This is a genomic window from Flavobacterium psychrotrophum (assembly GCF_003403075.1).
Taxonomy (GTDB): domain Bacteria; phylum Bacteroidota; class Bacteroidia; order Flavobacteriales; family Flavobacteriaceae; genus Flavobacterium; species Flavobacterium psychrotrophum.
The window spans coordinates 4,248,499-4,262,815 of sequence record NZ_CP031557.1 but is presented as its reverse complement, the minus strand read 5'-3'; the positions used below and the strand labels follow the sequence as shown (position 1 = coordinate 4,262,815).

General features: G+C 40.6%; 14 protein-coding genes. 3 read left to right on the top strand and 11 right to left on the bottom strand.

Annotated elements, in window-relative coordinates:
- The first annotated feature begins 98 nt into the window (after nucleotides 1–98).
- On the top strand, nucleotides 99–410 hold the full coding sequence (locus DYH63_RS18495; RefSeq protein WP_116790208.1) for a helix-turn-helix domain-containing protein: 312 nt from the start codon (nucleotides 99–101) through the stop codon (nucleotides 408–410).
- A gap of 776 nt (nucleotides 411–1,186) precedes the next feature.
- Nucleotides 1,187–2,569 (top strand): DUF4932 domain-containing protein, encoded by a 1,383-nt coding sequence (locus DYH63_RS18485; RefSeq protein WP_162927090.1) that lies wholly within the window; start codon nucleotides 1,187–1,189, stop codon nucleotides 2,567–2,569.
- Nucleotides 2,570–2,581: 12 nt separating this feature from the next.
- Here the strand turns inward: DYH63_RS18485 and DYH63_RS18480 are convergent, their stop codons facing one another.
- Complete coding sequence (locus DYH63_RS18480) at nucleotides 2,582–3,511, bottom strand: DUF6427 family protein (protein WP_116790205.1); 930 nt, start codon at nucleotides 3,509–3,511, stop codon at nucleotides 2,582–2,584.
- A gap of 47 nt (nucleotides 3,512–3,558) precedes the next feature.
- On the opposite strand from DYH63_RS18480, the gene DYH63_RS18475 reads away from it, so the two are divergent.
- Complete coding sequence (locus DYH63_RS18475) at nucleotides 3,559–3,789, top strand: DUF6341 family protein (RefSeq protein ID WP_116790204.1); 231 nt, start codon at nucleotides 3,559–3,561, stop codon at nucleotides 3,787–3,789.
- On the opposite strand, the gene purD is transcribed toward DYH63_RS18475, so the two are convergent.
- The 10 genes from purD to DYH63_RS18425 are packed head-to-tail and all read right to left on the bottom strand — an operon-like array spanning nucleotide 3,784 to nucleotide 14,309.
- Nucleotides 3,784–5,055 carry a phosphoribosylamine--glycine ligase gene (gene purD / locus DYH63_RS18470; protein ID WP_116790203.1) on the bottom strand — a complete coding sequence of 424 codons (1,272 nt, stop codon included), beginning with the start codon at nucleotides 5,053–5,055 and terminating at the stop codon, nucleotides 3,784–3,786. The two genes, DYH63_RS18475 and purD, sit on opposite strands and share 6 nt — an antisense overlap.
- A gap of 50 nt (nucleotides 5,056–5,105) precedes the next feature.
- Entirely contained in the window at nucleotides 5,106–6,473 is a 1,368-nt protein-coding gene (locus DYH63_RS18465; RefSeq protein WP_116790202.1) for an exopolysaccharide biosynthesis polyprenyl glycosylphosphotransferase, read from the bottom strand.
- Between the two features lies 1 nt (nucleotide 6,474).
- On the bottom strand, nucleotides 6,475–7,458 hold the full coding sequence (locus tag DYH63_RS18460) for a UDP-glucuronic acid decarboxylase family protein (protein WP_116790201.1): 984 nt from the start codon (nucleotides 7,456–7,458) through the stop codon (nucleotides 6,475–6,477).
- Entirely contained in the window at nucleotides 7,403–8,170 is a 768-nt protein-coding gene (locus DYH63_RS18455; RefSeq protein WP_162927089.1) for an O-antigen ligase family protein, read from the bottom strand. The genes DYH63_RS18460 and DYH63_RS18455 overlap by 56 nt, the downstream gene beginning before the upstream one ends.
- Nucleotides 8,094–8,738, bottom strand: a complete 645-nt coding sequence (locus tag DYH63_RS18450) for a hypothetical protein (protein ID WP_116790199.1) — start codon at nucleotides 8,736–8,738, stop codon at nucleotides 8,094–8,096. The genes DYH63_RS18455 and DYH63_RS18450 overlap by 77 nt, the downstream gene beginning before the upstream one ends.
- Nucleotides 8,707–9,819, bottom strand: a complete 1,113-nt coding sequence (locus tag DYH63_RS18445) for a DUF1972 domain-containing protein (protein WP_116790198.1) — start codon at nucleotides 9,817–9,819, stop codon at nucleotides 8,707–8,709. Before DYH63_RS18445 ends, DYH63_RS18450 begins: the two co-directional genes overlap by 32 nt.
- 34 nt (nucleotides 9,820–9,853) lie before the next feature.
- Nucleotides 9,854–10,966 carry a glycosyltransferase family 4 protein gene (locus tag DYH63_RS18440; protein WP_116790197.1) on the bottom strand — a complete coding sequence of 371 codons (1,113 nt, stop codon included), beginning with the start codon at nucleotides 10,964–10,966 and terminating at the stop codon, nucleotides 9,854–9,856.
- Nucleotides 10,944–12,206: an O-antigen ligase family protein gene (locus tag DYH63_RS18435; RefSeq protein WP_116790196.1), complete on the bottom strand. Its 1,263-nt coding sequence runs from the start codon at nucleotides 12,204–12,206 to the stop codon at nucleotides 10,944–10,946. The genes DYH63_RS18440 and DYH63_RS18435 overlap by 23 nt, the downstream gene beginning before the upstream one ends.
- A complete protein-coding gene (locus DYH63_RS18430) occupies nucleotides 12,203–13,006 on the bottom strand; it encodes a glycosyltransferase family 2 protein (protein WP_116790195.1) in 804 nt (267 codons plus the stop codon). Before DYH63_RS18430 ends, DYH63_RS18435 begins: the two co-directional genes overlap by 4 nt.
- Before the next feature lie 13 nt (nucleotides 13,007–13,019).
- Entirely contained in the window at nucleotides 13,020–14,309 is a 1,290-nt protein-coding gene (locus DYH63_RS18425) for a flippase (protein ID WP_116790194.1), read from the bottom strand.
- Between the last annotated feature and the right edge of the window lie 8 nt (nucleotides 14,310–14,317).

Below are 14,317 nucleotides of genomic sequence, written 5' to 3'. Positions count from 1 at the left end.
CTCATGGATTAATAAAGAAGACGGGGGAAACTCCTAAAGGAGAGATAGAAAAAGCTGACTCTCTAAGGGTACAATATTTTAATGAAAAATAAGACAATATGAAAACATATGATCTTGATGCAGTAACAGATAAATTTGTTGGAGAAAAGGGTACGTCTAAACGCGAAGCCTTTGAAAACGAGTTAAAACTTGATTTGGTAGGACAAACCATCAGGAAAATTCGAAAAGAGCAAAATTTGACACAAGAGCAACTTGGGACGCTTGTTGGTGTAAAAAAAGCACAAATATCTAAAATTGAGAATAGCGTTACCGATGCAAGATTTGATACGATCATAAAAGTATTCAAGGCACTGAATGCTAAGGTTAATTTTAATGTAGAAGTAGCAAATCAAAAAGTTATTTTACATTAATTCTAAGTTTAGACAATATTTATACATGGAATTCCTCTTTCTTTTGTCTTATTTTATAGTTGTACTGCCATTTGGGTATCAAGTAGTTTATGGTATCAGGATAATATATCGTATTACAAAAAAATCTCTTTTAGATGTGTTAATTACAAGTCTTTGTCTACAGATTGTGTTAACTATTTTGGCATTCTTTCTTGCAGCATGGTCATTTAGTGGAGAATGCGGCTTACCTGTATTTGGTATAATTGGCCTTGGTATGATGTCAATGTTTGCAATAATTATTATCGCAATTATACAGTTTATTGTAGCTAGCATATTCCGGAACAAAATCCGTTTATAGCCTGGGATCTGTGATCCGTGACTTACTTTCCGGCGCTGTTATTTTACGCACGGATCACAGATTCGAGCGATCAAGGTGTGCTTATTATCCTGAGCGGAGCCTGCCTGCCAGAAATGACAGGCGCAGCGGAGTCAAAGGATCTCTTTCAGGCCAGTTACCTTTGCGAGAAAAATCAATGTATGAGAGGCTTCTATCAGTATGATAAACCACATGTATATAGCTCCTAATAGCTAACAGTCGGATGGCGCGGATTTGTGATTCGCGATTTACTTTAAATTGCTATTAGTTTACGCAAGGACTGTGGATGTACAAAATGTGGTTAAAGCTACAGTATAAAATCACTTTTTGCTCAAATTTCTAATTTGGTGTGCAACTTTTCATGAAAATGTTTCGTTATTTTATTTCTAAATATTTTGTCTTTAATAAAACCAGCCACTTAATGAAAAATGTTCTTGTAGTTATTTTAATCTTTCTTTCCTTAAAGGCTAAGGGTCAGGATGCCCAAATAGAAATTCCCGAAACCTACGAACTGTCTAACATTATTCTGGCACTGACTAATTACGGCATTACCGATGAGTGGGAAGTACAGAAAAATACAACATACTATAAGGAAGTGCTTAGTTACTTTGAACCCGTAAAGAACCACCCACTACTTGATAGCGTAAACTATTCAAGAGAAAAATGGAAAGACTACCTGAGCTTTAGAACTGATGCAGCTGCTTTTTCATTTGACGGGAACGGAAAACTGAAACGCGATTTCGAATTTTATGCTAATGAGGGCCACAACCCTTTTGACAAAAATCTAGATTTGATCAATGACTTTATTTCAAAATCTGGATACAGGCAGTTTTACAATAGTCACAAAGAGCTCTACCGTCGCATTGTTACTGATTATGAAGCCTATAATTACGTAAATGAAAGCCTGCGTTTTTTAGAGAAAAATATTGCGCATCACACTGGCGATACGGGTATAACATATAAAATAATCTTGTCGCCACTTGTATTAAGGATGAACTGCCACCGGAATTTGAGCTTATACGTCGTGGCCGATTTTCCTTCTGCCTCCACCGGTTTTATTAACGGCATAAAAGATATGGGAAGCATCGAAAACAGGCTGGACTCAAACCACGGTATTTTTACCGAAAAAGACCATGAGTATATTAACCCCATTACCTCTAAATACACAAAACTCGTAAATACTGGTTTTAAATACACATTTTGGGATAAAGATTCAGGTTACAAAGGCATTGATTCGTTTAACGAATACATGACCTGGGCACTTTATGATTTGTTTTTAGAAGAATATTTTCCTGAAGATGCCAAAAAACGTTCTACGTACTGGGCTTACCAAAATGCCAGCCGTGGCTTTTTTGCGCACAACCTTTTCTCGGATAAAGTAAAGGAACTGTACAAAAAAAACAAAAACAAACCGTTTGAAAACATCTATAAGCCTTTGCTGAAATGGACTAAAAAAGTTGAGAAAACCATATCGCAGCCAGTGCTCTTAACTACTGATTCTGACAATTACATTACTCTAACCATAAATGATGTTCAGTTGGAATTCTCTGAGCCCATGAATACAACACTCCCTATAGGTTTAGAAATTAGAGAATTAAATAACCACAGGGCAACAGGGAATAATGTTTTTACAGAGCTGCATGATTTTAATTGGAGTGAAGATGCCAAAAAACTCAGTTTTAAAATAACAACAACGTATAAGGAATTTGCCCTTGTTTTTAACTGGTGGGGTATAGATAAGCCGTTAATCTCTAAAAAAGGAGTCTTCCTGCAACCATCAGCTTATGTGCTTTTTAAACAGTAGTTTTAGGCGATATTATAACTGCACCAAAAAAATAAAAATAGCAATGGCGGCGATGCTGCACACAATGGCTTCACGCACCCACTGGTTTTCCTGGCTCTCAATAAAGTTAGCCCCCATAATGGCAAGGGGTGCAAAGGTAAACATCAAAAAACTGTTGTTTTTGTGGTTACTCAGCACATAAATGGCTACACCCGCAAGAAAAGAAAACAGCACCTTTTTATGGCTGGCCTGTAGGTTTAAAGGCTTAGTGCTTATAGAGCCTGAATACGGAATTACAAATAATACTGCTATAGGTGCAAAGAGTGCCAGGGCAATATTCTGGTAAACATTCTCGAAATAGGTAAAGTCAAAACCCGGCTCCATGCCCGCTATAACGCTGTCAAAAAGATCGTGCCCCAGCATTAAGCCTACCATAATATAGATAACCGCCACAGCCGTAAGGGCTATGAACGGAATGATCCAGTTGCGGTAATCGCGCGATACGTGAAAGACGATGGAGATAAAAACCAGCACCAGGTAGAGAATGCTCCAGAAGTGGAACACCGTGGCAGCCAGTATCCAAAAAGAGGCATCAAATATCTTTTCTTTTGGCGTAATGAGTGATTGCAGCGAGATAAGCCTGCGTAGTGCGAGCAGCAAAAAAAAGTTTGCCACAATAATTTTAGTATTGCCCAGCGTAGTAGGAAACAGTACCAAAAACAGTAGGAACAATACCACCGCATAACTGCTTGCCTTAGTAAGGTTATTACGCAGGCTTATAAAGCCCACCAGCAGTAACGATGCTGCAAGCAGCAGCAACAGCACGCCTTTAGTGGCTATACTTATACCGTCTGCAGACCAGGCCATATTGCGCGTAAGAGACAGCCCGTAGAATAAAACAAGCGCGATACCTATTAAAACATAATTTATAGGCCTGGTTTTACTAAAAATACTTGCAAGCATTCGATTATTTTATACTTTTGTGACAGTTAATATAATACTTACTAAAAATGAAAACATTTTTTGAGGGCTTAGGATATCTTTTTACTGATATTCTTTTTATACCACTTGATTTTTTCCGTAAGCTTGAGCTTAAGAACTGGTGGGCTGCAAACATTATTACCTGGGTATTCATCATCATTTGCATCGCTGCATTTGTGTACTGGATGAAACAGCTAAAAATATTTAAAGAAACCGGCGAAGACAACCAGGATACTACAGCGCATTCGTTCTTATCATAAGTCGAAGCCTATATCCTTTCTAAAATACATCTTATCAAAATTTAGTTTATCTATATTTTGGTAAGATTTTTTTATGGCCTCTTTAAAGTCGTCGTCATAAGATGTTACGGCAATAACACGTCCGCCGGCAGTTACCACTTTGCCATCTTTTAGCGTAGTACCCGCATGAAAGGCAATACTGCCCTCTACATTTTCAAGCCCGGTAATTACCGCACCTTTTTCATAATCTTCAGGATATCCGCCGCTTACCAGCATAACGGTTGTAGCACTGCGTGGGTCTATTTCAAAAGCCACATCGTGTAGTGTTTGGTTAGCCATGGCAACAAATATCTCTACAAGGTCGCTCTTAAGCCTTGGTATTACCACCTCAGTCTCTGGGTCGCCCATGCGCACGTTATATTCTATTACAAACGGGTCGTTGCCCACTTTTATAAGCCCTATAAATACAAAGCCTTTATAATCGATATTATCGTTTTTAAGGCCTTCTATGGTAGGTTTTACAATGCGGGTTTCTATCTTCTCCATAAACTCGGCATCGGCAAACGGTACCGGGCTTACAGCACCCATACCACCGGTATTAAGGCCGGTATCGCCTTCGCCTATGCGTTTGTAGTCTTTAGCGGTAGGCAGCAGCTTATAGCTTTTGCCATCTGTAAGTACAAAAACGCTTAGCTCTATACCATCTAAAAACTCTTCTATAACCACTTTAGAACTTGCATCGCCAAATTTAGCGTCTACAAGCATGTTGCGCAGCTCTTGTTGTGCCTCGGCAAGGTCCTGCAATATCAGTACACCTTTACCGGCAGCAAGGCCATCGGCTTTAAGCACATAAGGTGCCTTAAGGGTTTCAAGAAATTTGCAGCCTTCTTCTACCGTATCTTTTGTAAAGCTGTCGTATGCAGCCGTAGGGATGTTATTTTTTATAAGGAACTTTTTAGCAAACTCCTTACTGCCTTCCAGCTGGGCACCATATTGCGATGGCCCTATAACCGGAACGTTAGCCAGCTCAGCATCGTTCTTAAAAAAGTCGTATATACCTTTTACTAATGGATCTTCTGGCCCTACAACCACCATATTAACGCCATTGCTAAGTACAGCCTGCTTTACAGCATCAAAATCTGTAGGGCTAATATTAAGATTAGTGGCTATTGCAGCAGTACCGGCATTACCGGGAGCTACAAAAAGGGTATTGCATAGTGGGCTTTGCAGCATTTTCCATGCCAGGGCATGCTCCCTGCCGCCAGAACCAAGTAGTAAAATATTCATTGTGTATGTAGTTTGTGTGTTATGTTGTTTACTGTGCAAAGGTACTATTTTTAGTAGGCTTTCTCCTCACCCATAAAAATGTTTACCACCGTTTGTATAATAATCTTTACATCGAGTAGTAACGACCAGTTTTCTATATAAAACACATCGTAGCGAATGCGGTTTATCATATCTTCATCGGTAGCAATTTCGCCACGATAGCCCCTTACCTGTGCCAGGCCGGTAATGCCGGGCTTTACATACAGGCGCACCATATATTTTTTAATGGTGGCACCATACAGGTTATTCTGCGTCCAGAGGTGAGGGCGCGGCCCCACAATGCTCATTTCTCCCTTAAGTACGTTTAAAAATTGTGGCAACTCATCAATACTTGTTTTACGGATGAACTTGCCTATGCGGGTAACGCGGGGGTCGTTCCTGGTTACAGATTTCTCTGTGGTTTCGTTTATTTGCATTGAGCGAAACTTGTAGCAAAAAAACTCTTTCTCGTCTAAACCCGGGCGGCTTTGCTTAAAAAACACCGATCCTTTAGATTCTAAACGTATCAGCAACCCAAGCAGCGGAGCCAGCCATGACAGTACCAGTACAATAACTGATAGCGAAAAGGCAATATCAAAAGCACGTTTTATAATTTTTGCCACAGGGTCGTGCAGTGCCGTTTTGTTTAAAGACAGTACCGGAAACATTTCATAATAATCTACCCGCAGGTTTTTAGAGAAGATCTCTTTAGTATCCGGAATAAATTTTATGGTTTTGCCACGCAGGTCTGCAAAGGCTACAAGGTCTTTTAATTGCTGGTTAGTTACTTCGCCCAGCGAGCAGTATATCTCGTCTATACTGTGCTCTGCGGCAAAGGCTTCTGCAACGGCAATGCTGCCTATAACTTCGGGGTGGTTATCTGTATCAGAAAAAAAGCCTTTAAAACGATAGCCATACTCTGGCGCACTCTCAAAAAAGCTTTTTAGCCTCAGCGCATCGGGCGTATGCCCAATGATAATAGCCGACCTGAAGTTGCTGCCCGTAGCAATGCGGTAACGCTTAAGGTAGTAGTATAACGATAGCTTAAAAAAGGCTACCAGCCCCATGGCTACACCTGTGTAGAGCGCCGTGGCGTTTCCGCTAAAAACCGTGTGCTTTGCAAACGGAAAATAAGCTATTACCGTAAGCACAAAAAGGGCGGCCTGTTTTACCAGGCCTGTTATAACTTTAGTAATGGGCGTGTAGCGGTACACCTCATAAAAGCTTGAAAAATAAGCTATAATGCCCCATGCCGCATTTATATATATAACAAAGTGCAGGTAGTTTAAAGACAGCCCTGCCATAAAAACAGGAAACACAAGGTTAATGGCCAGTACATCAAAAGTTACATTGATGAGCCTTAAATATTTTGAATAACCTTCTCTGCCGGATAAAACCATCTTAACGTATATAACCTGAAAAATCTTTATGCTCCTCTTTAAGCAGCTCTTCTGTAGATAACGATTTAAAGTAATCGTATGTTATTTGCATACCTTCTGCACGGCCCACCTTTGGCTCCCAGCCAAATAGTTTTCTTGCCAGTGTAATATCCGGCTGGCGTTGCAAAGGGTCGTTTACAGGTAGCGGGTGGTACACCACTTTTTGGTGTGTACCGGTAAGCTTTATAATTTCCTCGGCAAAGTCTTTAATGGTAATTTCGTCTGGGTTGCCTATGTTTACAGGACTGGTATAGTCTGAGTGCAACAGCCTGTAAATACCCTCTACCTGGTCGTCTACAAAACAAAACGAACGTGTTTGCAGCCCTTCGCCAAAAATGGTAAGGTCTTCGCCACGCAGTGCCTGCCCAATAAATGCCGGTATAACACGGCCATCATTTAACCTCATGCGGGGGCCATAAGTATTAAATATCCTTACAATGCGAATGTCGACACCATGAAAGGTATGGTAGGCCATGGTTATAGATTCCTGAAAACGCTTAGCCTCATCATACACCCCACGCGGGCCTATGGTGTTTACATTGCCATAATAATCTTCGGTTTGCGGGTGTACCAGCGGGTCGCCATATACCTCAGATGTAGAGGCTATAAGTATGCGTGCATTTTTAGCACGGGCAAGTCCTAACAAGTTGTGCGTGCCCAGCGATCCTACTTTAAGGGTTTGTATGGGTATTTTTAAATAATCTATAGGGCTTGCCGGCGAAGCAAAATGCAGTATATAATCGAGGTCGCCCGGTATGCTTACAAATTTTGTAACGTCGTGGTGATAAAACTCAAAGTTTTCGAGCTTAAATAAATGTTGTATGTTTTTAAGGTCGCCTGTTATAAGGTTATCCATACCTATAACATAATGGCCTTCTTTTATAAACCTGTCACACAGGTGGGAGCCCAGAAAGCCTGCTGCGCCCGTTATCAGTACTTTTTTCATATTGGTTTTTTTTGAAGCCTGGTGGCAGCACATCATTAAACAGGCAGTAAAACAGGGTAAAGAACACTACACCGCGTTGCCTCCATAAAAATGATTCGGTCAAAAATACACTTATCATAAGAATTGCAAAAGCAATATGTATAAAATATTTATCAGACAAACCGTTTTTAAGGTTAATAAACAACATGGCAATTACTATAGCAAAGCCTATAAAACCCAGATCTGCAAATACCTCTGCATACTGGTTATGAAAGTTCATTTTATTATACGGTACCGCCTCTCCGTTATTACTATGGTACACATTGTGTTCCAAGCCTTTTTGCTCTATTTTTATAGACGATGTATTAAGCCCGTAGCCCTGTAATGCTATATTGTCCTGTTGTAGCATTTCTTTAAAAATGCGTAGTTGGTAGGCCCTGAAAGCCGTGCCGTTAAAATAGCAATTTTGCCCAAATTTGTCGCGGTTAAAGGCTTCGCCCACGGTTACATAGTGTATGCCGTTTGAGGCTTCGGTTTGGCCTACCGATTCAAATTCGTGCTGAAAACGTTCGTGTATTTTGCCATAATAGCCTAATATTAAAAACAATATGCTAAATGATGCTATGCCGGTAAGCATCGTTTTTCTTGGCAGGCCGCTAAAAAACAGGTAGTAGCTTATTATAAGGATAACATCTATGATAATGATATTTTTTGACGATAGTAAAAATATCATACCCAGTAAAAACAACATGGCGGCATAGCCCCACAGTGTTTTTTTTTTGCTTAGAAACAAATACCATCAGTGCCAGCGAAAACAGTACCGAAAGGTATATGGCATTTATTTGCATGGTAGAAAGCTCGTGGTAAAAAAACACATTAGCATTGCCGGTGCCCATGTAGCGTATAACGGCGCGTATAAAAAAGTACAGCGCCACAACATACATGCCCAGACTGTAATTTTTAAGCACGCTATACACACCGCGCCTGCCCAACGGACGGTTGATAATGAATGCCAGGGGTATAAATATAAGCGATGCTTCTTTGCCCAGTGCCTTTATGGTTATGTGCGGGTCTAAAGACCAGAGTGCAGATGCTGCCATAAGTATAAACAGCCCTACAGGAAGCAACAACCCCAGGTTATAAGACCTGTCTTGCGGGCGGGCAGAAAGTACAGATATGAGCACAAACAAAATAATGGCTATACTGTTATACACATACCCCATGGGTATGGTTATGGCTATAAGCGATAAAAGCGAAACCAGGAGTTTTTTACCCGGCGATAGCCCTATTTTTTTTAGCAAGGCAATCTTCGAAGAACTGTAAGTATTGGCCATTTATCTTTTCCCAGTTAAAATCGTGCACTATGGCATTGTAATTATTTTCTACTTTGGTCGTGTTATCTTCCTTTTTAAGGGTAGTTACCAGGGCGGCTACTTCGTCCGGGTTTGCAAAATAGTAGGCATTATCTTTTAAGATCGCCTTATTAAAATCGTTATTATGCGCCAGTATAAACGCGTTTGATGCCATGGCCTCAAGCAAAGACGGGTTAGTGCCGCCTACTGAGTGCCCGTGGAAATATAACGCAGAATAGTAACGCAAGTTGTTAAGGTAAGTAATGTTAAAAATACCTCCTGTAAACCTTATATTGCTGTATGCCGCATACTTAGTTTTAAGATACTCGCCATACTTAGTGTTGTGGTTGCCCACTACCAGCATAGTAGTGGTATCGCCGGCATTTGCAATGCCCTGTAGTACCATATCAATATTATTCTCTGGTTCAAAACGGGCAATAAGCATGTTATATTTACCCTTTGCTACACCATACTCTTTAAGTATGGCATCATCGGGGTTAGTAAACGGGTGCGCGCCATAAGGTATGTAAGCGCTGTCTTTATTGTATTTGTTTTTAAGAAACGACTGTATGCCCAGCGAGTCTGCCACGAGGTAGTCGCTGCTTATGGCAGCCAGCCTTTCTGCAAATTTAAGAAACTGCTGCACTGGTTTAGAGTACTTAGAGCGTTTCCACTCCAGTCCATCCATATTGGTTATGCTAACAGCGTTTTTTGGAAGCATGAAAAACCAGATGGAGTTACTGGTATAACCCAGCTGCAATATGACATCAAAATTATGCTTGCGCGCGTCTTTAATACAGTTAAAATCGTATATAAACTGGCCAAAGGTGCCATATTTATACTCCGGGTCGTGCTTGTGTATAAGCTTTACACCTTTAAAGGTAGGCTCCTGCCACTGGTGGTTGTGCGAGTTGTACACATATACGTCATGGCCTTTTTCTGCAAGGTAAACAGAAAAGTATTCGGCAAACTGCTCAAAACCACTATAATGGTTAGGTATTCCGCGTGTGCCTACTATCGCTATTTTCATGTAGAATTATTGGTTAGGGTGCAAAAATAGTGATTTAATTTTTTTGAACCGATGGCTTAAGCAGCGATTGTAAAACGCCTGCTGCATTTGCCCAGCTGTATTTTTGTTTTAATGCCCCGGCAACGCCGCTGTTATCTGTAGTAAGGGCTATGTTTATCTTGGCTATCATATCGTTAGTGCTATGAGGGTCAAAGAGGGTGTTGCTTAAAAAAGTAAAATCGGCCATGGCGGTAGCGCCAGAGCAGGCTACGGGTATTCCGGCGGCAACGGCCTCTAATGGCGATATGCCAAAACCCTCTGCAAACGACGGGTATACAGATAATGATGCGCCGCGCACCAGCAAAAGTAAATCTGCAAAGCCCACTTTTCTAAGGCATACCACTTTTTGAGTTACCTGCGGCGGAAGGCTGGCATACAGCGCTTCATATTCTGCATTTTTAATGGCGTCGTCGCCTACAAATACTAAATGGTAGTTCTTGTAAAATTCGCCCTGGGCAAATGCCTTTAGCAACCCATGATGGTTTTTTCGGGGTTCCCAGCGGCTTACAAATATCAAGTAGTTACTAAAATCAAAACGCGCTGCTACTTGTTTTTGCACTGCCGGCTTATCATATGGCTCAAAAAAAATATCTTCGGCCGTATTAATGGTTATGGCATCGGCCACAAGGCCAAAATGCTTTTTTATTTGTGCTTTAGAGTACTCAGATATGGTAAGCAGGATATCGGCCTTTTTTGCGCTCCATTTAAACAGTATGTTGTTTTTAATGCGGTAGCCTGCGGGTACAAACTCAGGGTGTTCCATAAATATTACATCGTGCAGTGTTACAATGTATTTACAGTGCTTTATGGGTGGTACCACATATTGAAAATGGGCATAATCTATTTTATGCTGCTTTATCATGGCAGGAATGTCAAACAACAGCCTGTAAAATTTATTATGGTTTTTATATTGCAGGTAGTTTATGTTTGGCGCAGTGCCAAATATTTTTTCCAGGTGGATTATATCTAAGGCGGCAAAGTAAAAGTTGATACCCTTGTTTTTAACCATCTCAGTATATATGCCCTTTAAATAAGTTGTAGTGCCCTGAAACGTACCGTCAAAAACATGGCAGTCTATAAATATGCTAAGTTGTTTGTATTGGCTCAATGTTGTTTGTTTTTTTTAGATTGCTCTCTGCAAAAAATAGTGCAGCACCCAGTATCATTATAATAATATCCCTGCTGTTATAAATGCCTGTAATGGTTAAGGATGATATAAGGTAAAACAGGCCTATAGCCGATATAATTATATTTATAAACGTTTGCTTGCGGTAAATATAAGAATACCACCAAAACATTATTGAGAGATACACCATTATACCTATAATGCCGGTTTTATAAAATATGTACATGTAACCATTATGCAGTTCTGATATATAGCGCATGCCCTTGCTCTCGCCTGTAAGCGGAGCATTAAATTTAAGGTTTACTAACGAGCCATGCCCTGTGCCTATTACAAAGCTATAGGGCTTTTCTTCCATTAGCATGTATGCCCTGTTTGCTTCATACCCGCGCCAGTGGTCCCAGAGGTCGCGGTGGTCTTCGCGGTTTATGCGGGTTTTAAACATTTCTTCGGGGGCAATTTTTACCTTATATAAAAAGCCTTCAAGCCCCTTAGCATCTCGTCTTATATTGGCATTAGAAAGATAAGTAAACAGCAGTGCTAATGATACTACAAATACTGCAAACAGCTTAACCGTAACCGGGGTAATACGTGTAAGGCCATGTATGGCTACTACCAGCAAAAATGCCAGTATGATCATGGTGCGCGAAAAATATAATATTACAGATATGATTATAAGCGCTAGTGCCAGCCACCATATAAGCTTGATTTTAAACATATCTGCCTTAAAAAACTTTTTGTAATAGATAAGGAAAAACAGTGCAAAAAGATCGAGGAAATTATCGCGGGTAAACAGCCTTATCTCTTCGATGGCGGTACTAAAGCCTATAATTACAAACACGATAAAGAGGTGTATGAGCGATGACAGGATACCGGCTACGACTATGCTTTTTACAAAAAGCTTTTCGTTATTTACCTGCCTGAATATTACATATCCTAAAAGCAGCCCCGTTATGGGCTTTATAAAATGGAAAATGTCTTTTGAAATGTTGTAAAAAGCATAGCTGTTAAAAATGGTGGCTACAAAACCCAGTAGCAACAAAAACAAAAAGGGCTTAAGCATGTCTAAAAAATTACCGGACAGCTTTACATTTCCAAAAATAAAAATACCGCCAAGCGCCGCCAGCTGCATTAGTATGCACGCTTTAAAAGAGGGCAGGTACAGCTGTACTAAAAGTATTAGTACAAACAGGGGCAGGTATATTTTGTTTGCGGCTACCTTCATCGTAGTTTTTTTACTTTTTTTACCAGTTTGTTTATCCCGAGCGAAAGCCGCATAAGTACTTTGTATATACCCCGGGTATGTTTGTTAATGTAGGTGTCGTAGCCCCTTAATATAAGATGGTCTTTAGAACTGTTGTAGCCCACAAAGTGCAGGTAGTTTAATTGCGGCATAAAAATACGCTTATATCCGGCATTGGCAATTTTTTTGCACAGGTCTACATCCTCTACATACATAAAATAGTCTTCGTCAAACCCCCCTATGCTATCGTACACCTGTTTTGGCATTAGCATAAAAGAACCTGTAATCCAGCCCACTTCATATATTTCTTTGCTAAATATGCCCTTCTTAAATTCGGGCCCCAGCCACATAATATTTTTTATCCTGAAAAGGTTAAAAGGTGATGGCAGATTACCCGCGGCTTTTAAATAATGACCTTCGCCATTAAGCATATTAATACCCAGCGCACCTACATTGTCATTGTTTTTAAGCACAGCAAGCGCGGGTGCCAGGTGGCTTTGCAGTATAGTATCGTTATTAAGCAGTAGTATGTATTTACCTTTTGCACGCTTTACCGCTACATTGTTGCCTTTGCCAAAACCCAGGTTATCGGGGCTTTCTATAAGTATAACGTTAGGGTAATGCTCTTTTATATAGGCACAGCTACCATCGGCCGATTTATTATCTGTAACCACAATTTCGTAGGGTATACCCTGTAGCTGTTTTGCTATAGATGCAAAGCAGGCATCAAGGTAACGCTGCCCGTTGTAGTTTACTATAATTACAGATAATGTTATTTCCATTAGGGTTGTGGTATCAGGCAAAAGTATAAAAACCCAGTTTCTTTTTTACGTAAAGCAGGCAGGTAACGTTAAACAGTATGTTAGTAAACACACTTGCCATTGCAGAGCCATTAATGCCATACCGTGGTATGAGCGCCAGGTTAAGCGCCACGTTAGCTATAAAGCCAAATATGGTAATGTTTTGCAATATCTTTTGGTTGCCCGTCATATTAAGCACCTGGTCTACATTTCCGGTAAGGGCGTTGAGCCAAAAGCCCACGGTAATAATTATAAGCGCCTCTTTACCGCCTGTAAACCCATGCCCAAAAAAAGACAGTAAAAAATCTGACAGCACTATAATGCCCAGTGCCAGCGGTGTGGTAAGAGCTATAATAATGTGTGTGGTTTTGCGCACGGTTTTATGCAGCTCTGTAAGGTCTCCGCTATTAAAGAGTGCTGCTACCCTGGGCGCCAGTACCACATTCATAGATATGATAACCAGCATGCTTAGCGATGCTATTTTATAAGCCAGGTTATAATGGCCCAGCTCTTCTTCGCTTACAAGCGCACCCAGCATAAAAGTATCTGTCCAGTTTAGCAGGTACAGCATTATGCCACTAAACATCATGGGCGATGCAAAGCTTATCATTTGCCGTGCGGTAAGTATTTTTTGTTCGTGCCGTGCTGTTTGCTTAAACGCAAAAAAACTTTCTATTGCCAGTGTTACAATTACAGATGCGGCATAGAACAAAAAGCTGTAATGCCCCGGCACGTTTTGTACACACAACAGCAGTAACAGCAGTATGGCATTTGGCACGCCAAACATAAAGATGTTAAACTTAAGGTTGTTTCCTGTAGCTATAAAAAAGTATAGCAAAAACTCGTGCAGTATCATGGCCGGTACTGTAAATGCGGCAATAAGTATATAGTTGTACAGGCCGGGCTTATTAAAAATTTCCTGAGATATAAAAGCCGCACCAAAAAAGTAAGCCAGTAGCGGCAACAGTGTAAGAGGGGCGAGTACCGTAAGGCCTTTTCTTAATATGTACTGTGAATATGAGTCGTGTATGGGCTTAAGCCCAATGTAGGTAATTATGGCATTTGGAAAACCAAGTGCAAACAATATGCCCGTAGCCTGCGCTATGGTAAATGCCAGGCCGTAGTTGCCAAAAACGGCTTCGCCATACTGGCCGGTAATAATTTTTGTAATTAAAAAATTAAGCCCCAGGCCGCCTATCCTGAAAAAAAAGGTAAGCCCTCCTGCCTTGAGCAATTGCTGCATGGGCAAAAAGGGCTTTATAGTTTTTTGTACTAATCTCTTCATTAATATGG

Coding starts and splice junctions, on each gene's coding strand:
- DYH63_RS18495 (WP_116790208.1), top strand. CDS start 99: ATGAAAACATATGATCTTGATGCAGTAACAGATAAATTTGTTGGAGAA.
- DYH63_RS18485 (WP_162927090.1), top strand. CDS start 1,187: ATGAAAAATGTTCTTGTAGTTATTTTAATCTTTCTTTCCTTAAAGGCT.
- DYH63_RS18480 (WP_116790205.1), bottom strand. CDS start 3,511: ATGCTTGCAAGTATTTTTAGTAAAACCAGGCCTATAAATTATGTTTTA.
- DYH63_RS18475 (WP_116790204.1), top strand. CDS start 3,559: ATGAAAACATTTTTTGAGGGCTTAGGATATCTTTTTACTGATATTCTT.
- purD (WP_116790203.1), bottom strand. CDS start 5,055: ATGAATATTTTACTACTTGGTTCTGGCGGCAGGGAGCATGCCCTGGCA.
- DYH63_RS18465 (WP_116790202.1), bottom strand. CDS start 6,473: ATGGTTTTATCCGGCAGAGAAGGTTATTCAAAATATTTAAGGCTCATC.
- DYH63_RS18460 (WP_116790201.1), bottom strand. CDS start 7,458: ATGAAAAAAGTACTGATAACGGGCGCAGCAGGCTTTCTGGGCTCCCAC.
- DYH63_RS18455 (WP_162927089.1), bottom strand. CDS start 8,170: ATGATATTTTTACTATCGTCAAAAAATATCATTATCATAGATGTTATC.
- DYH63_RS18445 (WP_116790198.1), bottom strand. CDS start 9,819: ATGAAAATAGCGATAGTAGGCACACGCGGAATACCTAACCATTATAGT.
- DYH63_RS18435 (WP_116790196.1), bottom strand. CDS start 12,206: ATGAAGGTAGCCGCAAACAAAATATACCTGCCCCTGTTTGTACTAATA.
- DYH63_RS18430 (WP_116790195.1), bottom strand. CDS start 13,006: ATGGAAATAACATTATCTGTAATTATAGTAAACTACAACGGGCAGCGT.
- DYH63_RS18425 (WP_116790194.1), bottom strand. CDS start 14,309: ATGAAGAGATTAGTACAAAAAACTATAAAGCCCTTTTTGCCCATGCAG.